The organism is Sphingobium naphthae, assembly GCF_043589935.1.
In the GTDB taxonomy this organism is placed as follows: Bacteria; Pseudomonadota; Alphaproteobacteria; order Sphingomonadales; family Sphingomonadaceae; genus Sphingobium; species Sphingobium naphthae_A.
In genome coordinates this window covers 1,010,188-1,025,119 of record NZ_CP171454.1, presented here as the reverse complement: position 1 = coordinate 1,025,119, position 14,932 = coordinate 1,010,188, and the positions used below count along the sequence as shown (strand labels likewise).

Genomic DNA, 14,932 nt, shown 5'->3' with positions numbered 1-14,932 from the left:
CAGCCATGGGCCGTCCTTTCTGGGCAAGGTCATCTTATCGGGGCAATGTGGGTCACGCGCTGTATGGTGTATGCCGCACTGGAGCCCGACCATCGGATCGAAAATCGATAGCGGCATGGCGGCAGGAGCAGCGCGATGTCGTGGCGGTGCTCGCGTCCTGTAAGGTGCAGTAACGGGAAATAGTTCATTGACAGCGCATTTCCGTTTCTGCTGCCAGAGGATTGACCTGATGCTGGCTCAGAAATTGATAAAGGCCGCAAAGCAGCGCCTGCGCGGTCGGAATCGGCATGCCGATCCTGCCGACGATGACACGTTCCAGGCCGGGATCGGGGCGGCCATGGTCGGCTCTTGGATTTTCCAGAGTGACCGTCACGATGCCGTTGAGCAGTGACAGGCCGGTCAGGCCGCCAGCCAGTATTTCAGGTGCGAACATATTATCGACCAGCAGAATTTCGGGAAGCGGCGGCTGGATTGGGGGATGCATCTTCATTGCGCGAACCTTGCTGGAAAGAGGGGGAGGTTTAGCCCTTGTCGGATGGCTAGGGCCAGCCGGACGCGCGGTACAATTGCCGCGTTTGCTTGACGATGAGAGCGGCGGATCGCTTGGCGCCTCCGTCCAGCCCGCTGCGGCGACCCATCAGCAGGCCGACGCCACTACCGATGGCAAGGCGCGACAATTCGCCGGTGGCCGCCGCGATGGCGCCCGGCACGATCATGCCAGGCTTGCGTCCATCCTTAGCGCTAGCGGAAAAGGACATGGCCGGGCCGGTTTGACCGGCGATTTTGAACGAGGCTTTGGTGAGCAGGGCCGATCGGCCCGCGCCAAAGCCGATCAGCAACCGTTCGGCGCTGTTGCCGGGATCGGCCCGGACGATCTGGACTCTTACCATGGCTCCGCCGGGAGAGGGCTGCCCGTCCGGCGTGACGGAGGTGGGGAGGCCAGCCTTGCGATAGGCCTTGACCAGTTCGGCCTGCAAACGATGCGCGGCCTTGCCCGCATAGGGATCGGACCGGATGTCCGGCGCCAGCGTCACCTGCACCCCAATGGCGCCGGGTATCTGCTGCGACCGCGCGGGCGCCATGCTGAGGTCATGGACAGCCGTGCCGGCGCAGGCCGGCAACAGCAGCAGGGCGCCGACCAGCGGTATCGCCGCTGCGCGCATCCGGCTCCTTCCCGCCATGGTCATTCGCCGCCATCTTCGCCGGCAAGGTCGACAGGCAATGGCTGGACGCCGGGCGCGTCCGCCCTTGCCGCCGCGGGCACAGGCGGAGGCAACCCGATGCCCGAGCGCGTCAGGCGAAATCCGAAGGCATAGACCCTGCCGTCAAAGGCGACATTGACCCTGATATCTGCCGGATGGCCTGTGTCCCGATCAATAGGCAGGATGACCATGCCACCAAAGCTGCTGCCGGGGTCGATCGTGGTCGTTTGTAAGATCTGGGTTCCCAACTGGTCCAGCGTGTAGTCGAGCTTTCGGTCGATGCCGCCGATCACCATCGCGCCGCCTACGACCGCGGCCGTCGCGCCGATCACGCCGGGCGTATCGTCCTGCCAGTGAATGGCCTGGGTAAAGCCTCCACGCGGGCCACGGACATGGCGATAATAGCTGCCCTGGTTCGATGCGGTGGATGCGACGCCTGCCAGCAAGCCGGCGAACAGCGCGGTGCCGATCTTCGCCTGGCGTGCCTTGAGCGCGGCGGCTTCCGTTAGTTGCCCATAGGTAGGAACGGGCGTCGGGATACCGTTTACTGTCGCGGTGATATTTTCCATCCCCAGATTGGCGGGACGGCCGCCATGGTTGAAGACGGCGATGGAAAAGGCGGCGCGTCCCTCTTCCACCGGCAGGGGCCGAATTTCGACGGTGGCCATCGGTGATTTCAGGAAAATGGTCGCGCTGCCAAGCTGATAGCGCGCCGTTTCCGCGCCAATCTGCTGTGGATAGAGCGTCATGGCCGGGGCAGCATTGGCGATAGTCGACACGCTGGCGAGCAATGCGGTCGCGACCGCGATCGGATAATGGTTCATGGTGAAGCCTTTCGGACAAGAAGACGCGGTGCGGATCCGGGGGGCGAGGATCCGCACCGCGTCGGCGCCGGCCGTCCAGGGGGAGGAGCAAGGAAAAACGGCCAGCGCAAAGGGGAAATTGCGTTATGCGATCAAGGGGACGGCTCGGGCCGCAAGATGATCCGTGTCCAGTGTCGATCATCCTGCCGCATAACCGCCTCCTTGATGTCTGAGGCTGTTATCGGCTCGTCAAGCAACAGGAGTTGGCGACGATTGTAAATCTTTGTGACGCTCGGTCGGCTTTGGGCATGCGCAGCGTGCTGGCCGAGTTGGGTATCGCCATTTATTTCGGTCGGGATCTTTGATGGCCCTTCAGATGGTAGGCGAGATCGTTGACGGGGAGTCCATGCTCGACTTTCCGGACGCACTGAACATCGTTGTCGTGCTGGGAGGGCATGGGTGCGCGTGCCATCCGCGTCGACGACCGTGACATAGAACTGAGTGATCCAAGTGAATCGGTCGTTCCCGTTGTCCTTCAAAAGCAGAACCTCATTGCCGCTGCTCGCCGCGTCGACGGTGCTGGCTACCCGGAACATTCAACGGGCGGCCGTGACGGTCATCCGTGGCAGTGAAGCCTTTGCTGTAAGCGCAGGGAAATATCTCCGATTCACGACCAATCGACGGCCGCCCTTTCTCGCCGGTCATCTAGGCGGCGTGGACAAATTGCGGTCTCAAGGGCATCGGTGACCAAACACGCCGAATGCTTCCGTGATAGAGTTGGCTTCGGCTTTCCAGCGCACCGACCATATTGTCGTACAGATCGCATTCCCCCGTTGGATATCAGCCGAGCGATAGCCATCGGGACCCGGCGGGCTGATCTCAAATCCGTTTTTCTGTAACTCTGCGATAACGATTTTCTCGGCCGAGCCTACAGGATATGCGGCTTTCACGCGCTGATCGAAGACCTTCTGGGCAACGCGAACGTCAGCAGGAAGTTTATCGGCAATAGGCGGTAGAGGCTGGCTCGAAGCACTACTGCAAGCGGTCGTGAGGCCGAATATCATTGTGATGAAATGGTAGCGCATGCGGGCATGGTATTGGCTGCGGCTTTGAGCCGCAGTCAAGCGATGCTGTTGACGCAGGCAGTGAGCATTGATTCAAGGCTGCTTTTTTGGAGGCAGGCTTGAGCAGGGGCGATCTCACCGAGGCAGAATGGCGCGTTCTGAAGGGCTTGTTACCCATTGAGCCTGAGAACCGGGGCCGAGGTCGTCCGCCCGAGCAGAACCGCTCGATCATCAACGGCATACTCTGGCGGCTCCGTTGCTGCGCTCCATGGCGCGACGTCCCGCCCAAATACGGCAGTTGGAACACTATCTATCGGCGGTTCCGGCGCTGGAGCGAGGCCGGTATCTGGGAAACCGTGGCGGTAACACTCGCTGAGGTCATGGCAGACAGCGGCCACTACAGCATCGACAGCACCACCGTTCGCGCCCATGTCTCGGCAGCGGGCGGAAAAGGGGGACTCATCGACGCGCTCTTGGCCGCTCGCGGGGCGGGTTCACCAGTAAGCTTCACTGCCTGACAGATGCCCTCGGACGACCGCTCGCCTTCCATCTGACTGGTGGCGAAGCAGCGGACTGCAAGGCGTATGATGCCCTGATCGATCTGCCCGAACGCAAACCCGACGCCTGCCTTGCGGACAAAGGCTATGACGCCGACGCTATCCGGGCTGATCTCGCCGACAGGATCATCAAGGCCGTCATTCCGGGTAGATCAAATCGCCGAGTGACAATCGATTATGACCGGGCACTCTACCGACAGCGCAACCGCATCGAACGCATGTTCGGCCATCTTAAAATCAATCGCGCCATCGCCACCCGATACGACCAACTCGCCAACAGCTTCCTCGGCATGGTCCACATCGCCACGGCCAGATACTGGCTCAAATTTGTCCACGCCGCCTAGTAGCAGTCAGAGTTGAGGCAATAATCTTTTGCGCGCGACCGTCTCGGGGCGTCGCCGTCGCCAATATGGTGGATTCCAATGCCGCTGAACTGTCTCGCCAAGCCACGAAATACAGCGGAGGATTGTCTGCTGAGCGCGCTGTTGGTCGCGCCTATTGGATTATCGGCGAGGCGCTTGGCTATCCCGGTCGCAGAGTAGCTGCTTCATATCGTCGCACGGTGAACCTGTCGGCCGCACAGGGCGGCCATCTGGACCACCGCCCGCCACGCGCCGGGCGGTGGTCATTTCTGCAGGTTCGCTTCTGTCAGAGGTGGACCTTTAATCGTTCCACCAGAATTGGCGTAAGTTGGGTCGACAGCTGCCGGAATAGCGGATGGTCGGCACCTGGGAAACGGAATCTGCCTGTCGAACGGCGACAAAGGGTCGGACTATCCAAAGCCCAAGTCGCGATACCCGCTTTCTTTGCGCATGTGATCGGGCCATGTGGAGCTATGCGAAAAACAGCAATCTCCCTCGCTATCACTCTGAGCCTCGGGGCCGTCACCTCACCGGCGCAGGCATGGGGGCCGATAGGCCATCGGGTTACTGGTGCCATTGCCGATGAAAATCTGAGCGGCGTTGCCCGCGCGAACGTGAAAATCCTGCTGGGGACAGAAGATCTCGCCGAAGCCGCAACCTGGCCGGATGACATGAAATCCGATCCGGCCGATTTCTGGCAAAAGACGGCGAGCCCCTGGCATTATGTGACCGTGAGGCAAGGAGATGACTACAAGGGCTCCGATGCGCCCGCAGAAGGCGATGCCATGACAGCCCTCACGCGGTTTACGGCAACTCTGCGCGATCCAAAAGCGTCCCCCGACGACAAACGTCTCGCCCTTCGCTTCATCGTCCACATCATTGGCGATCTGCACCAGCCGCTCCATGCAGGGGGAGGCAATGACCGCGGTGGCAATGATGTGAAAGTGAACTGGTTCGGCCGCTCGACCAATCTACATTCGGTATGGGACTCTGCCATGATCGAACAGCGATCCCTGTCCTATTCCGAGCTGGCAGGCTGGCTCTCGCGTTCGATCACGCCTGCGCAGATAATCGAATGGAATGACCGGGATCCTTTGGTCTGGGTCCACGAAAGCATCGCTTTGCGTAAGACGATCTACCCGACCAATCCCAATCTCTCCTGGGACTATGCCTATCAGCATCGTGCTGAGGTCGAAGACAGGCTCAAACATGCCGGCGTTCGTATCGCCGCTTATCTCAACAGGGTGTTCGAACCCTCCAACGCCAAGGCTGCAAAGGCAAAATAAGGTGCCCAGAGGCTCACAGTACGAGCTGACCGGCATTCTGCTCGAGAACGGGCTTTATCCTGTGTTGCGCATGGAGGATGGCGGAGAATGGCGCCTCGATATCAGCGGCCGCCACCATCATCTGCTCGGGCGCCGGGTTCGGGTTTCCGGCACGAGATCGGAATTCGATATGCTGGACGTCAAACGCATTGAGCCTGCCTGAGGCAGGCGTTTATCCTGCGCCAGCGACTCATTTCAGAGCCGTCTCAAGGGATGAAACCGATGAAAATCCTGTTGCCGTTTCTGGCCGCCGCCTCGATCGCTGCCGTACCTGTTGTCGCCAGCGCCGCTCACTGTAAGGATGCCAAGGGCAAGTTTGCCAAGTGCGGATCGCCTGGCGCAAAGCCAGCCTAACGATACGCCATCATAGTCGACATGGGATAGTCCGCCCCTGTGTCGACCAAGCCTTCAGCAAGCCTCAAAGGTTAGACTATAAGGGAACTGGGACATCGATTGCTTAAAAGATGACAGTAATCGACATATTTCCACCCTCTTCCGCAGCTTGTCAGAAGTCGTTGGCAATATTAGCACTACCCTTCTGCTACGGGGAATCAGCAAGGGGGGGGGGTAAATATGGATCTTTTAAGTCGCACAGTCGCGGCTTCGCTGGCTGCAGCGTGTATCGTTGCGCCTGCAGCAGGCCAGGAGCGCACCGCGACCAAAGGCGGGTTCAGTCTCGCACCACAAAGCGGCAAGACCATCCTGGTGTTTCGTCCAACGGTGCGCGTGGGTGCCCAATCCACAGGCGGCATGTTCGAGCCCAACGCTGACTGGACGGACCAGGCCCGTAAAAATATCGATGACGCTTTGGCGAAACGTCAGCAGACCTTGGGCAACAAGGTGATTGCTGCACCGGTTTCCTATGGTGAGGATGCCCAACTCGTCGAGGAATATTCGGCCCTGTTTGCGGCGGTTTCACAGTCGGTGATCCAGTATCAGTTTTTCGTGGGCAATCGCCTTCCCACGAAAAAGCGCGACAATAAGGCTGATATATTTGAATGGTCGCTCGGCAGTGGCGTGGGCGCTCTGCCCGGCGCTAAGGACGCCGACTATGCCTTGTTCATCTATAACAAGGATGCCTATGGCTCTACCGGCCGGAAGATGCTGCAATTTGCCGCAGCGCTGGGAGGCGTAGGCGTTAAGTCAGGCGAACATGCCGGCTATGCAGGCCTTGTAGATCTTAAGACCGGCAACCTTTTGTGGCTTAATGCCGACGGCGCGATGGGCGGGGATGTCCGGGAAGTGGACGGCGCCGACAAGCGGGTTGGTCAGTTGCTGGAGGAGTTTCCAGGAAGCGTGCAGCCTAAGCTGGCGACTGCGCAACAATGATGCAACGGGCGGCCGGGTTGGTTGCGATGGCTGCAGCGCTCATGGCGCCTGCGGCGATCGGGCAGAGCAAGATTGCGCCACTTCCTCCCCCTTATGCTGGCGCCTATCAGCCGCAGGGTGTGGATGAGATCGGGCTCTGGCGCGAAGGAGATGAGGACGAACGCATCCTTGCCAATTCTCCGATCCTGCTTCGCGACGAAGCGCTCAACGCCTATGTCAAAGGCGTCCTATGCGCGACTGTTGGGGACGATCGATGCCGATCCGTCCGTCTCTATATATTGCGGGTTCCGCTGTTTAACGCGTCGATGGCGCCCAATGGCACGATGCGGGTGTATAGCGGCCTGCTGCTTCGCGTCCGCAACGAGGCCGAGCTCGCCACGGTGTTAGGCCATGAGTTTGGTCACTTCGAACAACGGCACACATTGGCCGATTGGAAAGCACGAAGATCCAGCAGCGATCTGCTGAACTGGGCGGCCGTCCTCGCGCTGCTGGGCAACACATATCAGTCATATTCCAATTTCGATAGTTTGCAGCTGTCGGTTTATGGTCGCCTCTCTCATTTCAGCCGCGATCAGGAGCGGGAGGCTGATGCGCTCGGGCTGGGCTATCTCAATCACAGTGCCTTGCGCCCTCAGGCCGCATCTGTGGTCTGGCAAAATCTGATGGCAGAACAAGAAGCCTCGGCGCTGGTAAAGGGCGTCAGGAAGCCTGACTTCAATAAAGTGGCCTTCTTTGCATCCCATCCTCCTAGTGGCGAACGCGCCACTACCCTGGCGGCGTTCGCCGATCCGGCGGGCGCTGAACGGGACGATGGGGTTGCACGCTACGCAGCAGCTTTGGCGCCTTGGCTACCCACCTTTCTGGACGATCAGATCAAGCTGAATGATTTTGGCGCCAGCGACTATATCATATCGTCGCTGGCGCAAAATGGCTGGACCGCACCGCTCCTGGCGGCTCGCGGCGATCTTTACCGGGCGCGCGGCAACCCGCGTGATCTGGCGCAAGCTGCAGAATTTTATGGCAAAGCGGTCGAGATGGATGCCGGATTGCCCGAAGCGCAGCGCGGACTAGGCTTATCCCTTCTCAAGACTGGTCGTCGTACGGAAGGTCAGGCCGCCTTGCGCCGCTATCTCGAACTCAAACCAAATGCATCGGATGCCGCCATGATCAACATGCTGGCACCTGCCGCCGGGGGGCAATGATGAAAAAAACGATGTGCACACGCGCGGCTATTGTTGGTGTCGCCGCCATGCTGTCAGTGTCTGTGGCCTGCGCCAATGGCTATCGCGAGAAGAATATTCAGGTTGATGTCGCGAAATCGGCCATGAAGGTCACGCCTGTTCGTGACTGGAACAGTCTGTCGATCCGCCCCGGCAAAAAAGCTGAAACCTGGACGCTGGACGGAGAACAGCTCAATGATGTCACCTTTTACGGCGGTATAGCGCCGGGCGAACCGTTGATCCGCGAAACGAGCAAGAAGCATAAGCCCTTGCCCAAATTCACCAGCGAGACATTGCTGGTTGAGATACCCGAGCTGCTGGAAGGCACTTACCGGACAGAAAAGGGTATCGGGTCATTTTCCGTTACAAACTCAAAACCGGACCGGTTTTTGGGACGTGACGGCATTCGCTTCACATATGAATATGTCGATGCGGACAATCTTCCACGCAAGGGAGAGGCACGGGCTGCTTTGATCAAAGGGCAACTCTACATGGCAACCTTCGATGCCCCTCGGCTGCATTATTTCGAAGCGACGCTGGATGATTTCCATACTCTCGCAGACAGCGCAGCGTTGTGACCGAAGGTTTGGAACCTGATGCGGCTGGGAGGACTGAAGAGCTGTCACGAGCCTCCGCCGGCAACGAAATCTCGAGCGATAATGCGCCACAATGCGATCAAATGACGAGCGTCGAAGCGTTCGACACTCTTCGAGCCTCCGTCGCCGCCTATAACGGCGTCGAGCATGCAAGAATGGCAGATCACCGGCAGGCGATATGGGATCTCCTGCTCCAATGATCCGCTTCCCACTCCGCGCTCGCGCACGTTCGTCACAATGTCTGACGTTCGTCGGAGACGGGGGGCATTTCTTTTCGGCTTCACCGCCATTTCTTGATCGCTTGCAGAACGATGTTCTCACCGACGCTGACATGCGGTTTTTGGCACTGGAAGGCCATGCTACCCTTGATCAGGGCGATCTGGGGTGGATGACACATGCCTATGGGGTAGCGCAGCGCTTGGCCAAAGTTGGCCCGCTGGACTATCTCATCCTCGTTCCGACCCTGCGTTGCAACCTTGATTGCAGCTATTGCCAGGTGTCTCGCGCGCCTGAGCATGCAACTGACTTTGATTGGTCTCAAGATACGCTGGAAGCCGTTCTCGCGATGATTGATGGGCTCGACACGCAGAGCATAAAAATTGAGTTTCAGGGCGGAGAGCCTTTGCTCCGCCCCGATCTCATCCATGCAATCATTGAACGATGTGCGCGCTTCACCGAAGCCAGCTTTGTCATCTGCACGAATTTAATGACCCTCGATACGCCCTCTCGGGCACTGATTGACCGGCCTGATGTGCAGATCAGCACGTCCCTGGACGGCCCGTCAGACCTGCATCGGAAGAACCGCACCAGGAGCGCGGAGGCGACCCACCGCTTCCGTGCCAATCTGAAGGAAATCACGGATCGTTATGGCCCCGGCAAAGTCTCGGCGCTGCCAACGCTGGACCCGAATGATCTGCCTGATCCCGCCGATCTGATAAAAGTATATACTGATTTTGGGTTGACCAGCATCTTCCTGCGCCCGGTCAATTTCCAGGGCTTTGCGCGCAAGCGTCATCCAGGCTCGCGCAGTTTCGACGGGCAATGGCGCACATTCTATGAGGCATTTGTCAGCGAACTTGTTCGACGAAACTGGTCTGATCGAAGCCAGGTCGTAGAGGAGAGCTATCTGAGCCTGTGCTTGAGGCGAATCTTCAGGCCTGGGCTTGATCGTCATGTCGATCTCCGTAACCCCAATCCCGCTGGCCGTGACTATGTCGTCGTGGATTATGATGGCCGCCTCTACCCGACCGATGAGGCCCGCATGCTCACCCGGTCGAGAGTGATTGATCTGGGCATTGGTCATGTCTCAACCGGGATGGACTTTGGAGCGCGTGATGCTCTGAACGTTCATGCGACCAATAGCTTTGATCCAGACTGTCAGCGTTGCGCCTATCAGCCTTTTTGCGGTCGAGATCTCATTGATGATCTCTCACGTTATGGCCGGATCGATATTCCGCGGCATGAGACCGCTTTTTGTCAGCGTCACTTGCACATCTTCGACTTGGCGTTCGAGCTGATCTTCTCGGAAGATGAAGCAACCAATTATTCCGTTCGCCGCTGGCTCGACTTACCTGGTCCGCTCGGACCGATTGGCACGCACTTGCAATGATCCCCCTTATTCTCCCTTCGACATCGGATGCTGTCTCGCCATTCGTCACGCGTCTCGGCGCCGTAACGTGGGACGATAGTCGGAACGCGAGGCTGATGAGCGATGCAGGTGGCATCGCGCTTTACAGCGGCGACTTTGGTCTTTTCACCATTGAGCGCCCGCGAGGTATGCCCCTTGAAGGCGACATAGTCCTAGTCGATCCACGCGCTGGCAGAGCCGAACGCCTGATACGTTCCGGATCCGACCATAATACGCTCCTTGTGACTGAGCGATGCGATCAGCTCTGCGTCATGTGTTCACAGCCACCCAAGAAGACCCATGAAGATCGCTTCGCCGCGTTTACCGAGGCTTGCTTACTTGCTCCAGCCTCGTCGGTAATAGGTATATCGGGCGGAGAGCCAACTTTGTTCAAGGCTGAGCTGCTCGAGTTGTTAGAAACAGTTCTTAGCCAGCGGCCGGATATGGCTTTTCATATCCTCTCCAATGGACAGCATTTCGAGCAAGGCGATGTCGAGCGATGTCAATCGGCGTGCAAACGGGACCCCCGATCGGCGCGCAAAAGGGACCCCCTTTCAAGGATGCCACGACGGTCGAGGAACGCGCCTTGCGCTGCGCGCGGCGTAGGGAGGGCGGAGCCCGACCGGAGGCGCGCGCAGCGCAAAGCATCTTAATCCCGGCGTGCGGCGGGGGATCAGTTTCGGTTCTTGAAGCGCCAGCTGTCATTGCCGGTCTCGATGATGTCGCAATGGTGGGTGACGCGATCGAGGAGAGCGGTGGTCATCTTGGGGTCGCCGAACACCGTCGGCCATTCCCCGAACGCCAGGTTGGTCGTGATGATGACGCTGGTTTGCTCGTAAAGTTTGCTGACCAGATGGAACAGCAACTGCCCGCCTGAACGGGCGAAGGGAAGATAGCCAAGCTCATCGAGCACGACGAGGTCGAGGCGAGAGAGCTGGGCGGCAAGCGCGCCGCTTTTTCCGATCCGGGCTTCCTCTTCGAGGCGGGTCACCAGATCCACGGTGTTGAAGTAACGCCCCCGCGCTCCAGCGCGGACGACATTGGCGGTGATGGCGATGGCCAGATGGGTTTTGCCGGTGCCGGTGCCACCGACCAGGACGACATTGCGCCGTGCGGGCAGGAACGCCCCGCCGTGCAGCGAACGGACCAGCCCCTCGTTGATCGGCGTCCCCTCGAAGTGGAAGGCATCAATGTCCTTCACCACCGGTAGCTTGGCGGCCGCCATCCGGTATCGGATCGAGGCGGCGTGGCGGTGCGTTGCCTCCGCACGCAGCAGATCGGTCAGTATCTCCATCGTCGTGCGCTGGCGCTGAAGCCCTGTGGTGACGGCCTCATCGAACGCGCCGGCCATCCCCTTGAGTCCGAGCCCGCGCATCGCGTCGATCATGTCATGCCGCTGCATGGAAGTTCCTCAGTTGGTCGTAACGGGAACAGTCGGCGATCGGCGGATGCCGCAGGGCATTGTCCTCCGACGTGACGATCGTCAGCGGTCGCGGCGGTTCGCGGCGCCGTGCCAGGATATTGAGGATCAAGTCGTCGCTCGCCGTGCCGGTTGCCAGTGCCTCCCGCACGGCGGCTTCGACGAGTTCCAGGCCATCGGTCAGCACGGCCGCCAGCACGCGCACGAACCGCCGATCGGCATCATCGCCGTTGCCCAGCTTGCGTCGCAACCGGGCGAGCGCCGGCGGCAGTTCCCAGTCCTGGAAGGGTGCGCCGTTGCGTAAAGCGCCGGGCTTGCGGGCCAGCACCGGCAGATAGTGCCAGGGATCATAGATGGTGCGGTTCCGCCCGAAGAAGCGGGGATGCTCAGCGACGACCTCATCGCCGCATCGCACGACAATGCGGTCGGCATAGGCCCGAACCTGCACCGTGCGCCGCGCCACCGTCGAGAGGACCGAGTAACGGTTGCGATCGTAGCTGATCAGGCAGGTGCCCGACACGCCGTGCTCGCTCTCGTTGAAGCCGTCGAACGGCCCCAGCATCGACTGTAATGCAGGACGTTCCATCTCCAGCATCTGCGCCACGGTCTGGTCGCCCTGCTCAGGATGGGCCTGCCGTTCGGCCCAGCGTCGGCACTCAGCTTCCAGCCAGCCATTGAGCTCCTCGAGGCTGGCGAACCGCAGACGGGGCTGGAAGAAGCGTCCCCGGATCGTCTGCACCTGGTTCTCGACCTGACCCTTCTCCCATCCCGCCGCCGGCGAGCAGGCCGTGGGCTCGACCATATAATGGTCGGCCATGATCAGGAACCGCCGGTTGAACACCCGGTCCTTGCCGGTGAACACGCTCGTCACCGCCGTCTTCATATTATCGTAGATGCCGCGCCGGGGCACGCCGCCGAAGAAGGCAAAGCCGCGCGCATGCGCGTCGAACAGCATCTCCTGGGTCTCGCGTGGATAGGCCCGGACATACACAGCCCGCGATGCGCACAGCCTCATGTGCGCGACCTTTACCCGCATCGGCTTGCCGGCGATCTCGACATCCTCGTGGCTCCAATCGAACTGGTAGGCCTCGCCGGGCTGGAACAGCATCGGAATGAAGGCCGTCGTCCCGTCGCCGACATCCCTGCGCCGCTCGATCTTCCACCGCGCCGCATAGCGGCGCACGGCATCGTAAGAGCCCTCGAAACCCTCACGCACCAGAAGGTCGTGGATACGGGTCATCCGAAGCCGGTCACGTCGGCCCCGTACCTCGTTCTCTTCCAGCAGCACATCCAGCCGATCCTGAAACGGACCGATCCGCGGCAGCGGCTGAACCTTGCGTCGATAATCAAATGCGCCTTCCGGCGCCCGGATCGCCTTGCGGATTACCTTCCGCGACACATGCAGATCACGCGCGATCGCCTTGATCGCCTTCCCGCCGGCATACTCACGCCGGATACGAACCACTGTCTCCAAAACCAACATCCCGATCTCGCCGCATGAACTTCCACGCGGCTGTGTAAGCTATCGAAATGAGGGGTCCCTTTTAGACGCCGATCACCCCGCTAACGGGGTCCTTTTTGCACGCCGATCCACATGCCATTCATTTTCGATAACGTTCGTCCAAAGTCCGCTGTCGGCGATCAGCGTTATGCGGACCCGGAACGGGACATTCCGACAGCCTCCAAACGCCGCCAGCATCCTTAAGCAGCGCACGCGCAGGCATTAAGAAGTGAGCTTGGATTTTAGACGATATTCGCTAGATCAGCAGCACTTATACCGGAAAAGCGCTCGAAACCATCGATCGGATCATTCGGGATGATCCTTTGTCCATCCTCTGCATTGTTGGCCAGAAATCTTTCAATAGCTTGAAAAATAACTATGTCAGGCTTCTCGGCCTCCGCAACGTCGTAATGCATGTCGATAGAACTGATCGCCACGGTGCGTGAGCACACGGGGATGATATGCGGCATGATGTAAGTGAAAAAAGAGTCTCTGAATATCAGGGATTTCGGCGCGTCTGTGCGAGGTGAAGTGAATATGACGCAATTGCCCCTTTTATAGAGTTCATTGTCATATATTCGCTGGCAGGGGTGATAGGAAGCGTGGTGCACATGGACCGCATCTTCCCCTTCTTGCGGTTCAAGGCGCATCCCAAGGTCGCCAATGCGATAGCTGTGTACCAGTTTCGTGTCCTCGGGATTCACCCGGCGAAGGTTCAAGTTGCTGAGAGAATTCATGAGGATTTGGTACGTGAGAAATCCTGTTTCTGACGTATAATGCGTGTCGGTCCTATAGAAAACATCCTTGTTTTTCCGGGCGCGCACAAAATCATCTAGGGGGTAATAAACACATTTTCCAATATGCTCGGGCAGCGACGCCAATATCTGCATAGCTGGCCTGTTGTTAGAGATCGTGAATTGTGGGAAATAATCACTATAGACAACATGCTTTTCAGGAATGATGAAAAAGCGCATTTCCGCATTGTTTTTCATGCACCATTCGTAACGCTGGCGAATACAAGCGATCCACCTTTCAAGTTGATCGGGGGTGAGGGGGTAAGCGCCGTCAAGTTGTTCAACCACCTGATGATCGGTGAAGAATAGGAAGCCATGATCGCCACGTAGAACAGTATTTGGCTCAGCGCGGCTGTGCCGTGCAGCAGTCATATTTGTACCTGACCCGTTACAGTACGATCAGGGAAAGCAATACTAATGGCAGGAAAAACGCAAAAACAGATTAGTCCAAAATGGATGATTATCGCACAATGCTAACAGGAAGAACAATTCACTAACGATGCTTCAATATTGTTTTCATGATGAAAGACGTATTTGCCAGATCGTGGCTGGCTTTGCGTTTTAAAATAAAAGTCGGCCACCTATCTGGGGGGCTGGCTGAGAGATGATGAGGTCGCACTTGCTGCCCTTGCCGCGCAATCATCCCGCGGTGCCGACAGCTCGACCATCCTCGGCCGGCTCGGGTGCATTCACATGCTCAAATGTGGCGACTTCTCGGTCCACCGCCCCGTGGTGTCGGCGCCTGATTTGCTGGCTGCCACAGCTGAAGCCTCTGGGGAAAGAGGGTATCCAGACCAGTATTTTGGGGCCGCCGGCAGATAAGGAACGAAAGCTGCCCCGGTTCCGCGGCCAGACCTATGGTAGCGGAGGAGGGACTTGAACCCCCGACACGCGGATTATGATTCCGCTGCTCTAACCAGCTGAGCTACTCCGCCCCAAAGGGCCTCGCCGGGCGGCTCGCCCTGCGGTGAGGCGGCGCTATACGCAGCGCTGGCGAGCGGGTCAACGGGGGGCGTAAAAATTTTGCCGCGGCGCATCGAACGGCGCTGGAGCGGCACCTGGGCGGGTGGCCGCGCGGCGTTCCGTCGCCAGCAGAAACGAACGGCGCAGCCTTTTCCGCCATCATGGTCAA

At 59.1% G+C, this 14,932-nt stretch carries 14 protein-coding genes, 1 tRNA gene and 1 pseudogene; 8 read left to right on the top strand and 8 right to left on the bottom strand.

All coding sequences use genetic code 11. The features are described 5' to 3' along the window. Nucleotides 1-184: 184 nt before the first annotated feature. The 4 genes from ACGGKE_RS05015 to ACGGKE_RS05000 form a co-directional block, all read right to left on the bottom strand. Entirely contained in the window at nucleotides 185-490 is a 306-nt protein-coding gene (locus tag ACGGKE_RS05015) for a hypothetical protein (RefSeq protein ID WP_394440587.1), read from the bottom strand. A gap of 49 nt (nucleotides 491-539) precedes the next feature. Then, a complete protein-coding gene (locus tag ACGGKE_RS05010) occupies nucleotides 540-1,163 on the bottom strand; it encodes a DUF4410 domain-containing protein (protein WP_394440585.1) in 624 nt (207 codons plus the stop codon). 20 nt (nucleotides 1,164-1,183) lie between these two features. Next, complete coding sequence (locus ACGGKE_RS05005) at nucleotides 1,184-2,026, bottom strand: hypothetical protein (RefSeq protein ID WP_394440583.1); 843 nt, start codon at nucleotides 2,024-2,026, stop codon at nucleotides 1,184-1,186. Nucleotides 2,027-2,736: 710 nt separating this feature from the next. Next, nucleotides 2,737-3,090 (bottom strand): hypothetical protein, encoded by a 354-nt coding sequence (locus ACGGKE_RS05000; RefSeq protein WP_394440581.1) that lies wholly within the window; start codon nucleotides 3,088-3,090, stop codon nucleotides 2,737-2,739. An 86-nt stretch (nucleotides 3,091-3,176) separates the two neighbouring features. Between ACGGKE_RS05000 and ACGGKE_RS04995 the strand changes: the two are divergent. The 8 genes and pseudogenes from ACGGKE_RS04995 (at nucleotide 3,177) to hxsB (ending at nucleotide 10,067) form a co-directional block, all read left to right on the top strand. Continuing rightward, nucleotides 3,177-3,970: pseudogene (locus ACGGKE_RS04995) on the top strand (IS5 family transposase). Between the two features lie 491 nt (nucleotides 3,971-4,461). Continuing rightward, nucleotides 4,462-5,274, top strand: coding sequence for a S1/P1 nuclease (locus ACGGKE_RS04990; RefSeq protein ID WP_394440579.1), 813 nt, complete (start codon nucleotides 4,462-4,464; stop codon nucleotides 5,272-5,274). 1 nt (nucleotide 5,275) lies between these two features. Next, entirely contained in the window at nucleotides 5,276-5,476 is a 201-nt protein-coding gene (locus ACGGKE_RS04985; RefSeq protein WP_394440577.1) for a DUF5818 domain-containing protein, read from the top strand. 59 nt (nucleotides 5,477-5,535) lie between these two features. Then, the gene (locus ACGGKE_RS04980; protein WP_394440575.1) at nucleotides 5,536-5,667 is read left to right on the top strand and encodes a hypothetical protein; all 132 of its coding nucleotides are present in this window, start codon (nucleotides 5,536-5,538) and stop codon (nucleotides 5,665-5,667) included. Nucleotides 5,668-5,886: 219 nt separating this feature from the next. Next, on the top strand, nucleotides 5,887-6,642 hold the full coding sequence (locus tag ACGGKE_RS04975; protein ID WP_394440573.1) for a hypothetical protein: 756 nt from the start codon (nucleotides 5,887-5,889) through the stop codon (nucleotides 6,640-6,642). After that, on the top strand, nucleotides 6,639-7,844 hold the full coding sequence (locus ACGGKE_RS04970) for a M48 family metalloprotease (RefSeq protein WP_394440571.1): 1,206 nt from the start codon (nucleotides 6,639-6,641) through the stop codon (nucleotides 7,842-7,844). Before ACGGKE_RS04975 ends, ACGGKE_RS04970 begins: the two co-directional genes overlap by 4 nt. After that, nucleotides 7,841-8,440, top strand: coding sequence for a hypothetical protein (locus ACGGKE_RS04965; RefSeq protein ID WP_394440569.1), 600 nt, complete (start codon nucleotides 7,841-7,843; stop codon nucleotides 8,438-8,440). The genes ACGGKE_RS04970 and ACGGKE_RS04965 overlap by 4 nt, the downstream gene beginning before the upstream one ends. Before the next feature lie 196 nt (nucleotides 8,441-8,636). Further along, a complete protein-coding gene (gene hxsB, locus ACGGKE_RS04960; RefSeq protein WP_394440567.1) occupies nucleotides 8,637-10,067 on the top strand; it encodes a His-Xaa-Ser system radical SAM maturase HxsB in 1,431 nt (476 codons plus the stop codon). A gap of 691 nt (nucleotides 10,068-10,758) precedes the next feature. On the opposite strand, the gene istB is transcribed toward hxsB, so the two are convergent. From istB to ACGGKE_RS04940, 4 genes are all read right to left on the bottom strand, one after another. Next, nucleotides 10,759-11,487 (bottom strand): IS21-like element helper ATPase IstB, encoded by a 729-nt coding sequence (gene istB / locus ACGGKE_RS04955; protein ID WP_037482228.1) that lies wholly within the window; start codon nucleotides 11,485-11,487, stop codon nucleotides 10,759-10,761. Then, nucleotides 11,474-12,988, bottom strand: coding sequence for an IS21 family transposase (istA, locus tag ACGGKE_RS04950; protein WP_394436753.1), 1,515 nt, complete (start codon nucleotides 12,986-12,988; stop codon nucleotides 11,474-11,476). Before istA ends, istB begins: the two co-directional genes overlap by 14 nt. A 260-nt stretch (nucleotides 12,989-13,248) precedes the next feature. Then, complete coding sequence (locus ACGGKE_RS04945; protein WP_394440565.1) at nucleotides 13,249-14,172, bottom strand: hypothetical protein; 924 nt, start codon at nucleotides 14,170-14,172, stop codon at nucleotides 13,249-13,251. A gap of 486 nt (nucleotides 14,173-14,658) precedes the next feature. After that, nucleotides 14,659-14,735, bottom strand: a tRNA-Met gene (locus tag ACGGKE_RS04940). Nucleotides 14,736-14,932: the final 197 nt, after the last annotated feature.